Below are 15,689 nucleotides of genomic sequence, written 5' to 3'. Positions count from 1 at the left end.
TTTCATATTAGCCGCTAGTATACATGGAAAGGGCAGATTGTTGTGAATTCAACTGCTGCATAACAACTTCAAGCCTTGTAAATTGATCGTAATACTTTTTTTCGTCATTAGTCATCTGATCAGTCAAATCCTTAATTTGCTGTTGTTTCTGGTATATCTGATCAGGAAGGGTACTTCCTATACCTCCATATAAACTGAAATCATCTTGATAATTAGCAAACTTCGTTAATGTGGCATTATTTAGTGACGTACCAAGCGTACCTACATTATCTTCAAATATACCCTTTACTCTTGAGAATATACCTGACTGATTAAATTCTGCATCTTTATCCGAAAGCATTTTCGTAGAAGAAGTTGGTAAATCTGATATACCAGTTGCTGACATAGATATATCACTTGATGTAGTAAATTTTATATGCTTTGTTCCTGAAGCATCTACTGAAGTAGATACAGATGCCATACCCTTTAAAGATGTTGCATTTATTTTATTATTAATATATGTTTCTAAGTCATTTAAAGAATCACTCGTGAATCCACTCATATCTATTGCGACATTTCCACTGCTTGATTGTAGATTTATAGTTTTACCTGCCCCTTTCCAGGCTGATAAATCATTACCAGCTATATTATATCTATTGTTTAAAGCTGAATTATAAGTACCTGCAAACAATTTTAAAACTTGATCACCGTGATTAGCTATAGCATCTCTTAATTTTGAACTATCAGCAATAACAAGTTTATTTGGCTGCTCAGGATCATTAGACAAATCTATTCCTATAGCATTAGTTCCATATTGACCAAATGCAACAGATGCAGCACTATTTCCATTTCCATCCTGAACTACATTAGAAAATGCTGATCTCAAACTATACATAAGGTTTGTCAAATCTTCATCGTTTCTTAAAATTCCCTGCTTTGCCTTGGCTTCATAGTTTTTTATATCATCACTATTCATCGCGCTCTTTTTTGCATCTGTAAGCGGTGGATAATCATTATCACTTTTCTCAGTCAACTTAGTTTGAATTTCATCCATTACTTTGTTATATTTATCAATAAAATTTGAAATTTTATCGTATATCTTTGTGGTATCAGAAGTTACAGATATACTTACATCGCTTGTTGTTTTTCCAATAACATTATAATTAATTCCATTTACAGTAAAACTATTGGAGGACTCAGTCATAGTAGTTGAATGCCCATCGATTCCTGTAACTGTAACCTCAGCATCACTTCCCTGATATGATTTTCCTAATGCATCTGCCGGTATACCAAGTGCACCCAATAAACCTGGTGTGGTTTCACTTGACGTATCTCCAGCCTGTTCATGAGTTGATAAATAATCCTCTATTTTCAAGCTAGATATGCTTCCAGTAGCTGTAGTTTGAAGTGTGAAATTTCCCGTGGTATCATCAAACTTACCTGTTACAGCTCCACCAGTAGCACTGCTAATAGCTGTAATCAAATCTCCCACAGTTGCTGAACCATTTTTTCCACTGCTGCTGTTATCTACTTGAACAGATACTTCTTTTCCATTGTAATTTAAATTTAATGCAATTTTCCCATCTAATCCACTACCCAGATCAGTTAACTTTGTACTTGTTGAAGCTGATACTAACTGCTTATTGACTAAACCATCCATATCAGTTATGTTAGTTGGATGACCATTAGCAGTGTCATTTACTATTCCAATATTTGAATCATTATCTAATGGTGTAAATTTTATATATTTATCAGATCCATCCTCTACATAAGAAGTTGACATTTTTCCAGCCAAACTTGGATCCGCAGCTATTTTTTGATTAATATATGAAACTAAACTAGCTCCTGTTGTTCCTGTAAATCCAGATAAATCTAAAGTAACAGGATTAGCCACCCCTTCTATACCAAATGATATAGATTTTCCTGATCCTCCCCAGCTTGAAATATCTGTTATTTTAACCTGACTGTTTAAAGAAGATGAACCACCAATAACTGCATTCTTTGCCACATCAGCTACAGATATTTTATATGTTCCTGCAGCAGCACCAGTTTGTGCTGTAGCACTTACAAGTGCCGGAGTATCACTTACTGCATTCATATTACTGTAATTATCTTGATTTAAAAGATAGTCGCCTGAATCACTTACATCAAAAAAAGATTTTTGTAGATCCTGTATATCACTTATTATAGTCTTATAAGCGTCCTGCCTCCACTGAATCAGCTGCTGGGACTGCTTAACTTTATCTAGTTTTGCCTGATCACCTTTAAGCATCTTTTTTACTATGGAATCTACATCGAGACCGGTATTTAATCCGGTAATTCTAAGCATATCTCCGCCGCCGGCACCAGTTGTACCTGTAGGCATACTACTTACACTATCTGACATATTTATCTCCTCCTTTTATCTCGTTAACTAATAATTAACTCAACTTTCGCCATAAAAAATTAACTTAATATAAAAAAATTACGAAGTAATATTTTTAAAGAACAAAGTGCAAAGTTCAAATATCAAATAAGGATAATTTTCTTCCTAACGTCAGAAAATATTAAAATTATAGATTTCCTGAGGTACGAGGGAAATCATCTTTATCTGTTCTTTGTTATTTGAACTTTGTTATTTTCAAAAGCTTTGTTTCGCAAAGTTTTTAAACTGCGAAAGTTGAATAATTGACAGTTGATAATTATTTTTCGTCTATTATTTATTACCTTTAGAAATTTTATAAGCCTCTTCCCAAGTATTTCTGACATCCTCTATCAGTGGAATCACCTCATCTATTACTTTTACATCTTTTTTCATATTTGCATCAATAAGTCTTCTTACTATAAAATCATATAAGCTCATAAGAGATTGTCCCCATTTTCCTGCCTTGGAAACATCCAAAGATATTATAAGTTCATTAAATATATTTTCAGCCTTAATTATATTTTCATGAGCTTTTTTTATATCTTTGTCAATTATGGCTTGTCTTCCTATCTTGGAAAACTTAACTGCACCATCTACCAGCATCAAAAGGAGCTGTTCCTTTGAGGCATAATTTACGCTATTAGTTTTATAGGTTTTATAAGCGTTACCTGCATACATACAATAAACCTCCCATATTAAATTAATAATTAATAGTGTATAGTTAATAATTGTGCTACCTCAACTATTAATTCTTAATTATTAATTCTTAATTATTTCTTAACATCTAAAATGTTTCCTCTTTCATCATTTGTTGAAATGTTTTCCTTATCTTCTTTAAAAGCTTTTACTTGAACTTCTTCCACTTTACTTGCTTCTACAAAAATACGTTTTTTACTTTTGCCCTGTTTGTATTTTGTAAGTTCTGCCTTAAAATCTCCCTGACTATTTTTTTTCTGACCTTTATAGTCTTTATTTATAAAAATTCCTGACTTATTATGAACTTTTCCTGCACTTGTAGTTTCCTTTACTCTGCGGCGAACTTCCGGGTCTATTTTATTTAACCTAAATTCCATAAAAATCCCCCCTATAATAATATCATTGTTTTAAACTTTTTTGTCCAAAAAAACTCCCGCCAATTCACAAAGTTTATCTACCATTTCTATTATCTTTTTAGGTGGTATTTCTTTTATAACCTTATTAGTTTTATCATCTATTATTTGTACCGTAATATCATTAAATTTGCCACATACTTCATATTTTAAGTGGGTAGCTTTGTCCTCAAGCAGTTTGTTTAATTTATCTACAGCTTTTTTCAGTCAACTTTTTTTCACTTGAACTTTTATCAGTAGTTTTATCAATTACATCTGTACTTTGCTGAGTCTCTAAAACGTTATTAGATGTATTAAAATCTAAAGATAGCTGTCTTCCTTGACCTATATCTTTAACTTCCATGCAAAACACCTCTTTACATTTTATTTATCAAATTTATTTTTTCAATTTTTTTAAAATACTTATATCTGAAACTATCGCATTTTTATTTTCTTCTACTACTTCCTTATAAAGTTCTTTTCTAAGTATTGTTACATTTCTAGGGGCAGATATAGAAAGCTTGACACTTCCATCATCTATTTTTACAACAGTAATTTCTATATCTTCTCCTATACGAAGGGACTCTCCCTTTTTCCTGCTTATAACTAACAATTAAAACTCCCCCTTAAAAAGTGGGTATTTTATTGGATAATCAACTCTATCCAATATTAATTGTTCCCCAATATTTTCATTCTTATTTATCACTATGGGAGCTTTCAAATTAACTGTTATATTTTCTAGTTTAGAATTCAAATGAACTGTATTTACCACAATAATGTCATTTTGACTCTTTACATTGAGTTCAGATGCTTTGTCATCATTTAAGTCAAATTCATAATTTTTCACTACATTAAAAGGTGAAACCACCACAATTCCAATATTTAAATCTTCAATAGAATGAAGTATATAAAATAAATTATTTTCCTCTGCCGGAACCAATATAAATTTTTTCAAATGTTCAAAACCAGGAATTCCTTTTTCGAATATTATTATATCTTCTTCTTCATAACTTAGTACTCCATGATATTTTGTATTCAGTTCCATCCTTATCTCCCTCTACGTTCAATTAGTAGTGTATAGTTAATAATTAACTCTTACTTAATATAATCCAAAAGCGTAGGTTGTATTACTTTACCACCAGTTTGTAAACACGCCTGATAAACTGTAATAGATGTATAATATTCTATGGTCTTCTGGGTAATATCTATATCTTCTGTTTTTGAAAGTACCTCTTTTAAGTCTGTTATTGAAGATCCATTTTGAGTACTTAAGTCACTCATTCTCTGTTCTTTTGCACCAATCTTTGAGCGAATCGCAAGTACATTCTTTGAGGCTGCATCTATATCTGTAAGATCCTGCCCTATTAGCTCCTTTTTTGCTGCATCTTCATCAGTTTTCCATACATAATAATGGGGTGTTCCATCTGAATTTGGTATATTTATTGCATCTGGATCACCGGCTGCTGCATCATTTAAAACTTGCCCTGCTAAATGATGTTGTATCCTATTTACAAGTGCATTTATGCTATCCCCTGAAGTTGTATTATAATTGTTTCCATACTGCATCATATCTGATGCTGTTGCATTATAGGATAGTACTACTCCCTGAGAAATTTCTATGTTTTTATCTGCTCCTATGTTTTCCATAGTCATGTTAGAAAGTTGTTTTCCCTTTGCAGACGATAAGTCAGATACATCTGAATCTTTCAATGTTATAGTATCACTGCTATTTATAGCCACAATTTTTATATTGCCATCATCTGTCTTTACTACGTTAATTTTATCCCTAACTCCAGGGTCAGCTGCAGTAGGTGGATTAGCTGGAGTTGGCGTAACATTATTACCTTGTATTTTGTTATTTAAATCTTTAACCACATCATCTATTCCTGAATAGGAAGAGTTTAAGTTTACTTTATAATCCTTTCCATCAACAGTAAAAGTTATACTTTTGCCCTCCCAATTACCTTTATCAAATCCACTAGACTCTACACTTGGAAGAAACTGTACAGCATTTCCATCCTTATCAGCATACTGTAATGAAACAATTCCATTAGCATCAGTAGTTGTAGTTATTGGTTTTGAAAGTCCTGCAGTTCCCCCAAATATATATTCTCCTTGAAAGTTTGTGTTTAATAATGTGGCAACCTGCTGTACTTCCTGACTTACTGCGTCATTAATTTTATCTTTTTCATCTTGTGTATAAACTCCACCTGCTTGCTCTAAATTGTTTCTTATATTACTAAGTACAGTTCCTATTTGCCCTAAAGTGGTATCTGTTGTTTCCATCCATGTATTTGCAGTTTTTATATTTGAACCATACTGAGTGGTATAATTAACAGAACTTTGAAGCTGCATAGCTCTTTCAACATTTATTGGATCATCAGAAGGCTTCGAAAAATTCTTCGTAGAAGATACCTGCTGCTGAACTTTACTTAAATTTTCAAGATTTCTCTGCATATCTGCTAAAAAATTGTCCGATAATGTTTTATTTGTTATTCTCAAAACTCAATCACATCCTTTATTTCAAAGTTCAAATATCAAAGAAAAAATATAATTATTATTTGATATTTGCTCTTTTTTATCTATTTTTTAAGTTGATTTATAACTACGTCCAAAAGTTCATCTACTGTAGATATCATCTTTGCATTTGCCTGATAACAGTGCTGAAATTGAATGAGATTTGTCATTTCTTCATCAATCGATACTCCAGAATTCGCCTCTCTAGATTGAGTATAGCTTTGAAGCTGAACAGATTGAGTGTCCAGCGTTTGTTTAGCTTCCTGTTCATGATTACCTACTTTATTTACCAGGTCATTAAAATAATTATCTAAAGTAGACCCTCCATCCACTTTTCCTACAGAATATACATTGTTTATTGTGCTATCTGACTTAAATATATTCTTTAATAAATCACTTCTACTACTATCACTTGTTATTCCTCCAATATTCATAAGACTATTGGCAAGCTGTGCTACAGCTACTGCTCTATTGCCATCAGTGCTAGTGCTCAATGAATTTCCTTTTGAATCATATTTGGTATCTACTTTTATTTTAGATGGATCATTCATTATTGCCACATTCACTGTTATATTGGCTGCTGTTATATTATTTTCATCTACTGCTGAATATTTAGATGAATCTTTTTGATCTGCATTTACAAAGAAATTATTTATCCCACCTTCTGCAGAACCATCCGTAACATTATCTGCTACCCAAGTACTACTCTGGCTTATTATTGCATTTACAGAAAGTGCCAATCCTTTTGCAAAATTATTGAGTTCATCTTGATAATCATCTATATTCTTTTGTACTGATGTATAACCTTTGAGTTCACCTGTTGGAGGTCTAAAAATTGCAAGCTCACTAAAGCTTATGGGATTTGCAGAAGCGCCATCTAATTTTTCTCCATCAACAACTGATGCTGCTTTACCTGATGAATCCTGTCCTCCTGTAACCTTATAGGCAACTCCATCTGCATCTGCCCAAAGTACTCTGTTTTCATCCAACTCTTTTTCCTGATCTGATGTCATACCTACATATATGCTTACTTTATTGGCATCCGTGAGGGTATCTCCTTTTTTATAATAATCTACTTTATATACAGTATTTCCATTACTATCTTTTGTAACATTACCATTAGAATCAGCTACAGCTGTTATATTGGTTATATAGGAAAATGACGCTACATTTGTATCATCTGGATTATCAGATTGAACTATATTAAGTGGTTTCCCATCTAGTAATGGTGCAGATCCATTATCCCCTTCGACGGAAGCACTATTTGAGGTAGTTACATCAATTCCATCACTGTCTTTATCAGTAATATTTATTCCAAATTCGCTGCTTAACTGATCCAAAAGTAAATCTCTGCTATCTAAAAGATCATTTGGATTTTGCCCTGTCGCTTTTGTATCCTTTATCTGTTGGTTCAAATTAGATATCTTGCCTAATATATTGTTTACATTTACTACCACATTTTTTATTTCTGTATTAGTATTAGTTTTAATATTTGAAACTTGTGAATAAGTATGGTTTAATTCATTAGTAAGTTGATAGGCCTGCTCTTTTACCGTACTTACATTTTGAGAAGATGTAGACAGTGACTGCCAGGAACTAAAAAATTTCTGTATAAGTGAAGATATTCCTGTACCTGATGACTCAACATCTGTTCCCAGTACTTTTTCTACCTGACTTAAGTATTTATCACGGGCTTTATATTGTCCATTAGCTCCTTTTTCTACTCTTATTTGATAGTCCAAAAAACTGTCTCTTATTCTCTCAATAGAGTCTACAGTTACTCCCGTACCAAGCTGTCCTGCACCAGCTGCACCATCCACACTTGGCAAAGTATAGGGTGTTGTGGTTTCCATATCTGCCCTCTGCCTTGAATATCCATCTGTATTAGCATTTGCTATATTGTGAGATGTTACATTTATAGCGGTTTGTTGTGCAAAAAGCCCACTTTTTGCCGTATTAAATATTGAAAATAACCCAGGCATTTAATTCAACTCCTTACTTTCTATTTACCTGCTTCTTCCAAAAGCATTATAGGTTTTTGATTGCTTATTTGGGTTCAACGCCCTCAGCATTTGATTTGCAAAGCCAAGCCATTGTTTTACAAGGGCTTCATTTGTATCTTTCTGAAATTTCATCTTTCCAAGCAAGTTAACTATATCTAAATATACTTTTTCTAATTTTTTATCTTCTGATTCTTTTATAATCTCTCTCATAGGTCTGTCACCAGTTATTTTTCTTCTTTCAACTTCGAGCCTTGCTACGTTTCTACTTCTTTCTTCTATGACCTTAACTATTTTATCTAGTAAAAACACCTGTCTTTCCACAAGATATTTATTTTGTTCAATTAAAGCTTCATAAAGTGATTTAAGCATTTCATATTCTTCTAACATAATCTCAGACAGCTGCAGTTCCAATTACATCACCTCCCGGGTATATGCAAATTATACCTTACCCTTTATATTATCTATAATTTTTTGCGCCACGAGCTTAGAATCTACTTTATAAGTTCCATTTGCTACAGCCTTTTTTATGCTTTCTACTCTCTCTTTAGAATTTACAAATTTATCATCTAAGGAATAAGGGCTGAGACTTTTTCCTATAGATGATATGTGAATGGAATCCTTGCTGTTTGATTCACTCTTTAAACTTTTCTCTACTTTGCTCCTATTATAAAAGCTCACCAGCTTACTGGAATTGATCCCATTTATTTTCATAAAAATACACCCCTAACCATAACTACTTCAAATATCATTTTTCTTTACTAGTAACATTATCGAGTACATACATTTAATATTTATACTTTGAATTGAATATAAATTGCTTATTTTAAATAAAAAGTCCCTATATGTTTCCACTTTAATACACAAATAAATTTCATTATATTATAAATTAAAATAAGATGTGTATAGCTTTCACCATACACATCTTATTTCTAAATTTATTCATACTTATAGTAATATTATCTTCCTAAAGATCTAATTTTTTCCTCATTGCTCACAATTCCCGTTATTCTAACTCCAAAGTTTTCATCTATTACTACCACTTCTCCATAAGCTACTTTCTTACCATTTACCAGTATCTCCACAGGTTCCTCTGCCAATTTATCTAATTCTATAAGAGAACCCGTCCCTAAATTCAATATATCTTTAATGTTCTTTTTTGTTCTTCCAAGTACCACTGATATTTCAAGAGGTACATCCAATATAAGATCTATATTTTTAGGGACAACTTCTGTATCCTGCGATCCACTAAGTGGCTGAAAAGATGCCCGGCTGACTTCTACAGGTTGCTTGTTTACATTTGTTTCTATAGGTTTCTCGTACACCGGTGTCCTTTGCTCCATTTGAGACTGTGCTGGTGCTGGCTGAGACTGCTGTATAGGTGGTTGAGACTCAGGTTGAGGCTCAAGTTCAGGTTCAGTACTAGTACTATCATTTTCAGGTGCACTAGGAGCTGACTCCGCTGGTGCAGTTTCTTCCTGACCCATCATTATAGAAACTACTTTTTTAGCTGTAGCTATAGGTAATACCTGCATTATACTACTATCTACTAGTTCCCCTATTTTAAGTGAAAATGATACTTTTACAACCGCCTCATCTTCACTTATTCCTTCAGTAAGAGGTTTTGTAATATCATTCCATACTTTAGACACAGGAGGGGATATATTTACCTCCCTCATTAGCATAGTAGCCATAGATGTAGCAGCCGACCCTATCATCTGGTTCATAGCCTCAGATACTGCACTTATTTCTATCTCGCCTAATTCTTTAATATCTGGATCTATTTTACCGTCTCCGCCCATCATAAGACTTGCAATTACAGCCGCATCTGTAATCTTCATTACCAGTAAGTTTTCTCCTATTATACCTTCTGTATATTTAACTTCCAAAGCAACATTTGGAACTTCAAATTCATTTTTCAACTCTTTAAGAGTAGTTACAACTACCACTGGAGTAGTTATATTTACCTGCTGGTTTATTATTGTAGAAAGTGCTGTAGAGGCAGATCCCATAGATATATTTCCTATTTCTCCAAGTAAATCTTTCTCTATATCTGGCAACTGTGGGTCATCTTGAGAATTTGTTTCTGATGGTGGATCCGGCGTACTTTCTCCTCCATTTAAAAGTGCATCTATCTCTTCCTGTGAAAGAAATCCATTACTCATAATTTTCCACATCCTTATCTAAAATATCTAATATCTCAACGCCCATGTTCTTGTCTATTACACCAGGCTTTCCATAATAATACACCTTATCTTCCACCATTAGTTTCACAGGGCTTGTAGTTTTTTCCTTTAGGGTCAATACGTCTCCCACATTAAGGTTCAAAAATTCTTGTACCGTAACATCTACAGTTCCAAGTATGGCAGTGAGTTCTACATCAACTATATCTAACCTATTTCTAAGCTTCTCTCTGGACTCATTCAATATATCTTCATCACTGTCCTGAAACCAGTATTGAACTACTAATTTATCAAGTACCTTTTCTATACTCAAATAAGGAATGCATATGTTTATAAAAGTACTGCTGTTTCCCATCTCCACTGAAAAAGTTATAAGTGCAACAGGATCATTAGGTGCAAGTGTCTGGTTTAGTGCAGGATTTGTCTCAAGCCCCTCCACTTCTGTTTCTATAGGCATTACATCTTCCCAGGCCAATTTCAAATTTGATATAAGCCCTGCATTTACAACCTTTATAATATTTTTATCTATATCAGTAAATTCCTTAACTTTGTATTTTCCTTTACCATTTCCCCCCAAGAGCAAATCTATAATTTGAAATACAAATTGAGGATTTACTTCAAACAAAACAGATCCGCTTAACGGCGGCATTTTAAATATAGTTAAAACAGTAGGATTAGGTACAGAATGAATAAACTCCTCATAAGTTATTTGCTGAACAGATTCCACTTTTACTTTTACATTAGTTCTAACCTGCGCAGTTAAATAATTTGAAATTATTCTAGCATAATTGTCATGAATAAGTTCAAGAGTCCTTATATGATCTTTAGAAAACTTCTGGGGACTTCTAAAATCGTAAGGCTTTACTTTCTGCTTTTCCTCTTCTTTGGGTACTTCATCTGGAGTAAGTTCTCCAGCAGATAAGGCAGCTAAAAGGTCATCTATTTCATTCTGTGATAATACATCTGCCATTCTCTTCCCTCATTTCTTAAGAAAATTCTAATTTGAAAGAAGTTTGTCTATATCAATTAAAGTAACTATACTATCTTTAAAATTTATTATTCCCTCTATATAGACTTTTTTTCCTTCATCATTTATCTTTTCAATAGCATTTTCTTCTACATCTAAAACTTCATCTACTTGATCTACTGTTATTCCCACTAATTCGTCTTCCATTTCCAGTATAAGTATACTGTTTTCACTTATCTCAGCTTTTGGAATATCCATCAAGAGATTTATATCTAGGAGAGATATTACATTTCCCCTTAAATTTATAAGTCCCTTTATGTAAGCTGGCGCCTGTGGGACTTTTGTTATTTCCATAGAATTATTTATACTTTGAACTTTAGCTGTTTCTACAGCAAATTGTTCGTTATTTAATCTAAATATAACAACTTGCATATTTACACCTCCATATACATAGGTACACAAACTATGTAACAAGTATCCTTGTATAAAATTTCAAATCTTAATTTTCTGCTTACCAGATTAAATCAGAAATTAAATATATGGAGTATACTATCCTAGCTATTTAAAGTTTGCAATAAATTTAACTCTACTTGATAGTTTTCGTAATAAACCTTGTTACCTTTATACCAGCCATAAAATTTTAATCTCTGATTATCTGTTTAACAATTTACAAATAATTATATTCTTATTATTAAGAAGCTACTACTTTATTTATTGCTTCTAAAACTCTATCCGGTTGAAAAGGCTTTACTATAAAATCTCTAGCTCCAGCTTTTATAGCATCCATAACCATAGTCTGCTGACCCATTGCAGAGCACATTATAATTTTTGCACCTGCATCAAATCCTTTTATTGCCTTAACAGCCTCAATACCATCCATATCCGGCATCGTTATATCCATTGTAACTACATCTGGTTTTTCCTTTTTATATAACTCCACAGCTTTTAATCCGTTGTTTGCTTCCCCCACTACCTCAAATCCGTTCTTTTCTAATATATCCTTTATCATCATTCTCATAAAAGCAGCGTCATCTACAATTAATATTTTAGCCATTTTCTTCCCTCCAAATTATTTACTACTAAATATTTATCCTATTCCTAAAGCACTTAAAATTTTTTCCATTGAACCAGGCACCGGAATATAGTAAAAGTGCCCACTTAACTCTGAATTATTTTGCATAAAAAGTGTTTCTATGTCAAGAACATACTCATCATATTGTCCTGATTCTATAAATGTAGTTGAAAGTATTGCCCCAAGCATATCGCAAGTAGCTGCTGGAACTGATGGTATTACATGCAGTCCAGTAAATTTTGCTATAGAATTCATATAGGAACTAGATATTATATTGCCTATTTCGCATATAACAGAGTTTCCCATATCACTTAATTCCTCTTCCCTCTGACCGGTTAACATAGAAATTAGATCCATAGCAGTATTCTTTTCAAATATAAACAGTATATTTCCAGGTATATCGCCTAAGATTCTAACTATTACGCCTATAACTACCTCACCTTCACCAATGTTCGTAAAGATGTCGTCAAAAGGCACTATATTTATAGCAGGTACTGTCATATCAACTTTTCTATTTATAAGCTGAGATAATGCTGTGGCTGCATTCCCTGTACCTATATTCCCAACTTCTCTTAATGCGTCAAGTTGAATAGGAGTAAGGTTTTTATAGTCCATTATTTTCCTCCTTATACCAGGGCAGCAACATCCAATATCAAAGTTACAAGTCCATTTCCCAATATGGTTGCTCCCATATATTCTTTCAAATTTTTCAGTGTCTTTCCAAGAGGTTTTATAACAATTTCCCTCTGTCCAAGTAAGGAATCTACCATAAGTCCTACAGTTTTTTCTCCTACCTTAACTATTACTATATAATTTTTGTTGCTAGCTGATTTTTCAACACCAAGTTTTTCATAAAGTCTTATAAGAGGTATTACATTTCCATTATATATTATAACTTCTTTATTATTAGTCATCTTCACTAAATCATCTTTATAATCTATAACTCTGTCTACATAGCTTAAAGATATAGCCATGGTTTCATCCCCTACACCTACAAGAAGTACTTGAATTATCTGAAGTGTAAGTGGAAGCCTTATTATAAAAGATGATCCTTTGTCTTTTTCACTTACAAGTTCTACTGTTCCACCAAGAGAGGATATTTTGGTCTTTACTACATCCATTCCAACTCCTCTTCCTGATATATCTGTTACCTCGGTATTACTGCTTATTCCCTGCATAAATATGAGATTCTTTATGTCAGCTTCTGTCATTCCTTCAGTATTTATACCTGCATTTTCTGCTTTTTCTCTTATCTTCTCTACAGGTATTCCACTTCCATCATCTTCAACTTTAATTACAGCTTTAGTTCCTTCCTGATAAGCAATAAGTTTTATTTTTCCTACAGGATCTTTTCCCTTTGCAATTCTTTCTTCTTTAGATTCTACACCATGATCTGCTGCATTTCTAAGCAAGTGAATTAGAGGCTCTCCAATTTCATCTATTACTGTTCTGTCAAGTTCTGTATCTGCTCCTTCAATTATAAGCTCCATCTCTTTATCCAGTTCTACGGATAAATCCCTTATCATCCTAGGAAATCTGTTAAATACAGTATCAAGAGGCAGCATTCTTATCTTCATTACTAAATCTTGTAAATCTGAAGTTGTCCTTGCCACCTGTTCTAAAACTTCATTTAATTCATTTAACTTATAACTGCTGCTAATTTGCTCCATTCTTGTCCTATTTATAACCAATTCAGACACCATATTCATAAATTTATCTAATCTTTCCAGATCAACTCTTACAGACTGGTGCATTTTTTTATGAGGTTCCTTTTTAGGAGGATTTTTACTTTTCTTTTGAGCTACTGCTGCTGGCTTTGGCTTTACTACTTCCTGGGCAGCTTTCTTTTCAGCTTTAACTTTTATCTCTTCTTCTTTTTTAGCTGAATCTGATTCCATTTTCTTTGCTTTTTCTGCCTGGATGTCCACGTCTTCCACAGTAACTTCTTCCACCTCAGATATGTTCATCAAAAGTTTATGGACATCTTCTGAAGTACTTTTAGTTAATAAAACAAGGCATATTTCAAATTCAAAATTTTCATTTTCTATATCCTCTGTACCAGGAATAGACTTTATTATTTCTCCTACTGCTTCCAAATCCTTAAATATTAAAAATGCCCTTGCAGATTTCAAAAGAGTATTTTCGCTAAGTTTAATTTTTATTTCATAAGCGTTAAATTCCTTGTCCTCAGCTTGTTTAACTACATTTATATCATATTCATTCAATTCTACCATAGAATCTTTGCCTTTAGATTCCACTGCAGCATTTTGTTCCTGGACATTATCTTCTTTTTCAGGTTTATTAGCTTCACTTTCATCTTTTTGACCAGATATCTTTTCCAATTCTTCAATGATATCCTGAATAGGAGTTTCTTCATCTACTCCATCCTCTATATTTTTTATCATCTGCTCAAGAGTATCCAGGCATTTAAATAAGACTGTAACTACATCTTGGTTTACTTTTAATTGTCCATCCCTAAATTCAGATAGTACATCTTCCATTTTGTGAGTAAGTTCAGCCACTTCATTAAATCCCATAGTAGCTGCCATTCCTTTTATTGTATGTGCTACTCTAAAAATTTCATTTACCTTATCTATGTTGTCTGGTTCTTGCTCAAGCTGAAGTAATGATTCATTAAGTGTTTGCAAGTTGTCCATTGATTCCTCTAGAAACATAGACATATACTGCGACGTATCCATTTTATTCCCTCCTTATAGCTTTCTATATATAAAGGTAGAAGCCTTCTCAAAGCCATAATCTCTATAATTGTATATGCTTTCAGTGGCCCCGACAAATAGTAGTCCTCCTTTTTTAAGTGACTTGCTAAACTTTTCATATATTTTATCTTTTACATCTTGATTAAAATATATTACCACATTTCTGCATATTATTAAATCAAAGTTACTTTCATAATTTTGAAGTATTAAATCATGCTTTTTAAATGTGATTAAATTTTTTATTATAGGACTTATAATATATTTATCGTCCTTTATAGTAAAATACTTATCTAAATATTCTTTTTTTACATTTTTTACTTCTGATAAAACATATTCTCCCCTTTTAGCCCTTTCAATTATAGTGTTATCTATATCTGTTGCAATTATGGTGTGTCTAACTCCATGAGACAATTCATCCAAATACATAGCTACTGAATAAGGTTCAGCCCCAATTGAACAAGCTGCACTCCATATTTTCAAAGGACTATTTCTAGGAAGTAGTTCTTCCTTTAATCTAACTTTTAACTCTTCAAATATCTCCGGATTTCTAAAAAATTCAGATACATTTATAGTTATAAAGTCTAAAAACTTCTGTCTTTGCTCTCCGTCCCTTTTTAAGAGTTCTATGTATTCATCTATACTTTTAACTCCTACTCTGGACATCAAGCTATTTATTCTCCTATGTAATTGGTTTGGTTTATATGCAGCTAAATTTATATTGAATTCTCTTAAAACCCACTGCTTAAAATAAGCCATATCCAT

18 protein-coding genes are annotated in these 15,689 nt (G+C 32.7%); all 18 read right to left on the bottom strand.

What is annotated here, in order from left to right; all coding sequences use genetic code 11:
• Positions 1-7: 7 nt before the first annotated feature.
• Positions 8-2,365 (bottom strand): flagellar filament capping protein FliD, encoded by a 2,358-nt coding sequence (gene fliD, locus CLAU_RS14935; RefSeq protein ID WP_023162977.1) that lies wholly within the window; start codon positions 2,363-2,365, stop codon positions 8-10.
• A gap of 309 nt (positions 2,366-2,674) precedes the next feature.
• Positions 2,675-3,061 carry a flagellar export chaperone FliS gene (gene fliS / locus CLAU_RS14930; protein WP_023162976.1) on the bottom strand — a complete coding sequence of 129 codons (387 nt, stop codon included), beginning with the start codon at positions 3,059-3,061 and terminating at the stop codon, positions 2,675-2,677.
• Positions 3,062-3,153: 92 nt separating this feature from the next.
• Entirely contained in the window at positions 3,154-3,456 is a 303-nt protein-coding gene (locus CLAU_RS14925; protein ID WP_013237621.1) for a hypothetical protein, read from the bottom strand.
• Positions 3,457-3,486: 30 nt separating this feature from the next.
• Positions 3,487-3,669 carry a flagellar protein FlaG gene (locus CLAU_RS21210; RefSeq protein ID WP_242832299.1) on the bottom strand — a complete coding sequence of 61 codons (183 nt, stop codon included), beginning with the start codon at positions 3,667-3,669 and terminating at the stop codon, positions 3,487-3,489.
• Between the two features lie 10 nt (positions 3,670-3,679).
• Complete coding sequence (locus tag CLAU_RS21205) at positions 3,680-3,835, bottom strand: hypothetical protein (RefSeq protein ID WP_023162975.1); 156 nt, start codon at positions 3,833-3,835, stop codon at positions 3,680-3,682.
• Between the two features lie 33 nt (positions 3,836-3,868).
• Positions 3,869-4,084: a carbon storage regulator CsrA gene (csrA, locus tag CLAU_RS14920; RefSeq protein WP_013237619.1), complete on the bottom strand. Its 216-nt coding sequence runs from the start codon at positions 4,082-4,084 to the stop codon at positions 3,869-3,871.
• Positions 4,085-4,516, bottom strand: coding sequence for a flagellar assembly protein FliW (gene fliW / locus CLAU_RS14915; protein ID WP_013237618.1), 432 nt, complete (start codon positions 4,514-4,516; stop codon positions 4,085-4,087). It abuts the gene before it with no gap.
• A 50-nt stretch (positions 4,517-4,566) separates the two neighbouring features.
• Positions 4,567-5,973, bottom strand: a complete 1,407-nt coding sequence (gene flgL / locus CLAU_RS14910) for a flagellar hook-associated protein FlgL (RefSeq protein WP_023162974.1) — start codon at positions 5,971-5,973, stop codon at positions 4,567-4,569.
• An 80-nt stretch (positions 5,974-6,053) separates the two neighbouring features.
• Positions 6,054-7,970, bottom strand: coding sequence for a flagellar hook-associated protein FlgK (gene flgK, locus CLAU_RS14905; protein WP_023162973.1), 1,917 nt, complete (start codon positions 7,968-7,970; stop codon positions 6,054-6,056).
• Between the two features lie 24 nt (positions 7,971-7,994).
• Positions 7,995-8,402: a flagellar export chaperone FlgN gene (flgN, locus tag CLAU_RS14900; RefSeq protein WP_013237615.1), complete on the bottom strand. Its 408-nt coding sequence runs from the start codon at positions 8,400-8,402 to the stop codon at positions 7,995-7,997.
• Positions 8,403-8,429: 27 nt separating this feature from the next.
• Positions 8,430-8,702, bottom strand: a complete 273-nt coding sequence (flgM, locus tag CLAU_RS14895) for a flagellar biosynthesis anti-sigma factor FlgM (RefSeq protein ID WP_013237614.1) — start codon at positions 8,700-8,702, stop codon at positions 8,430-8,432.
• Between the two features lie 245 nt (positions 8,703-8,947).
• Positions 8,948-10,153 (bottom strand): flagellar motor switch phosphatase FliY, encoded by a 1,206-nt coding sequence (fliY, locus tag CLAU_RS14890; protein WP_013237613.1) that lies wholly within the window; start codon positions 10,151-10,153, stop codon positions 8,948-8,950.
• Positions 10,146-11,141 carry a flagellar motor switch protein FliM gene (gene fliM / locus CLAU_RS14885; protein WP_013237612.1) on the bottom strand — a complete coding sequence of 332 codons (996 nt, stop codon included), beginning with the start codon at positions 11,139-11,141 and terminating at the stop codon, positions 10,146-10,148. The genes fliY and fliM overlap by 8 nt, the downstream gene beginning before the upstream one ends.
• Before the next feature lie 27 nt (positions 11,142-11,168).
• Entirely contained in the window at positions 11,169-11,570 is a 402-nt protein-coding gene (locus CLAU_RS14880) for a chemotaxis protein CheW (RefSeq protein ID WP_013237611.1), read from the bottom strand.
• 259 nt (positions 11,571-11,829) lie between these two features.
• On the bottom strand, positions 11,830-12,192 hold the full coding sequence (locus CLAU_RS14875; protein ID WP_013237610.1) for a response regulator: 363 nt from the start codon (positions 12,190-12,192) through the stop codon (positions 11,830-11,832).
• Positions 12,193-12,225: 33 nt separating this feature from the next.
• A complete protein-coding gene (locus tag CLAU_RS14870; protein WP_013237609.1) occupies positions 12,226-12,825 on the bottom strand; it encodes a chemotaxis protein CheC in 600 nt (199 codons plus the stop codon).
• Positions 12,826-12,836: 11 nt separating this feature from the next.
• Complete coding sequence (locus CLAU_RS14865) at positions 12,837-14,909, bottom strand: chemotaxis protein CheA (protein WP_013237608.1); 2,073 nt, start codon at positions 14,907-14,909, stop codon at positions 12,837-12,839.
• A 12-nt stretch (positions 14,910-14,921) separates the two neighbouring features.
• Positions 14,922-15,689 carry a CheR family methyltransferase gene (locus tag CLAU_RS14860; RefSeq protein WP_013237607.1) on the bottom strand — a complete coding sequence of 256 codons (768 nt, stop codon included), beginning with the start codon at positions 15,687-15,689 and terminating at the stop codon, positions 14,922-14,924.

The sequence above is a fragment of the Clostridium autoethanogenum DSM 10061 genome (assembly GCF_001484725.1).
GTDB classification, from domain to species: Bacteria; Bacillota; Clostridia; order Clostridiales; family Clostridiaceae; genus Clostridium_B; species Clostridium_B ljungdahlii.
This window is presented reverse-complemented; position numbering and strand designations above follow the sequence as displayed.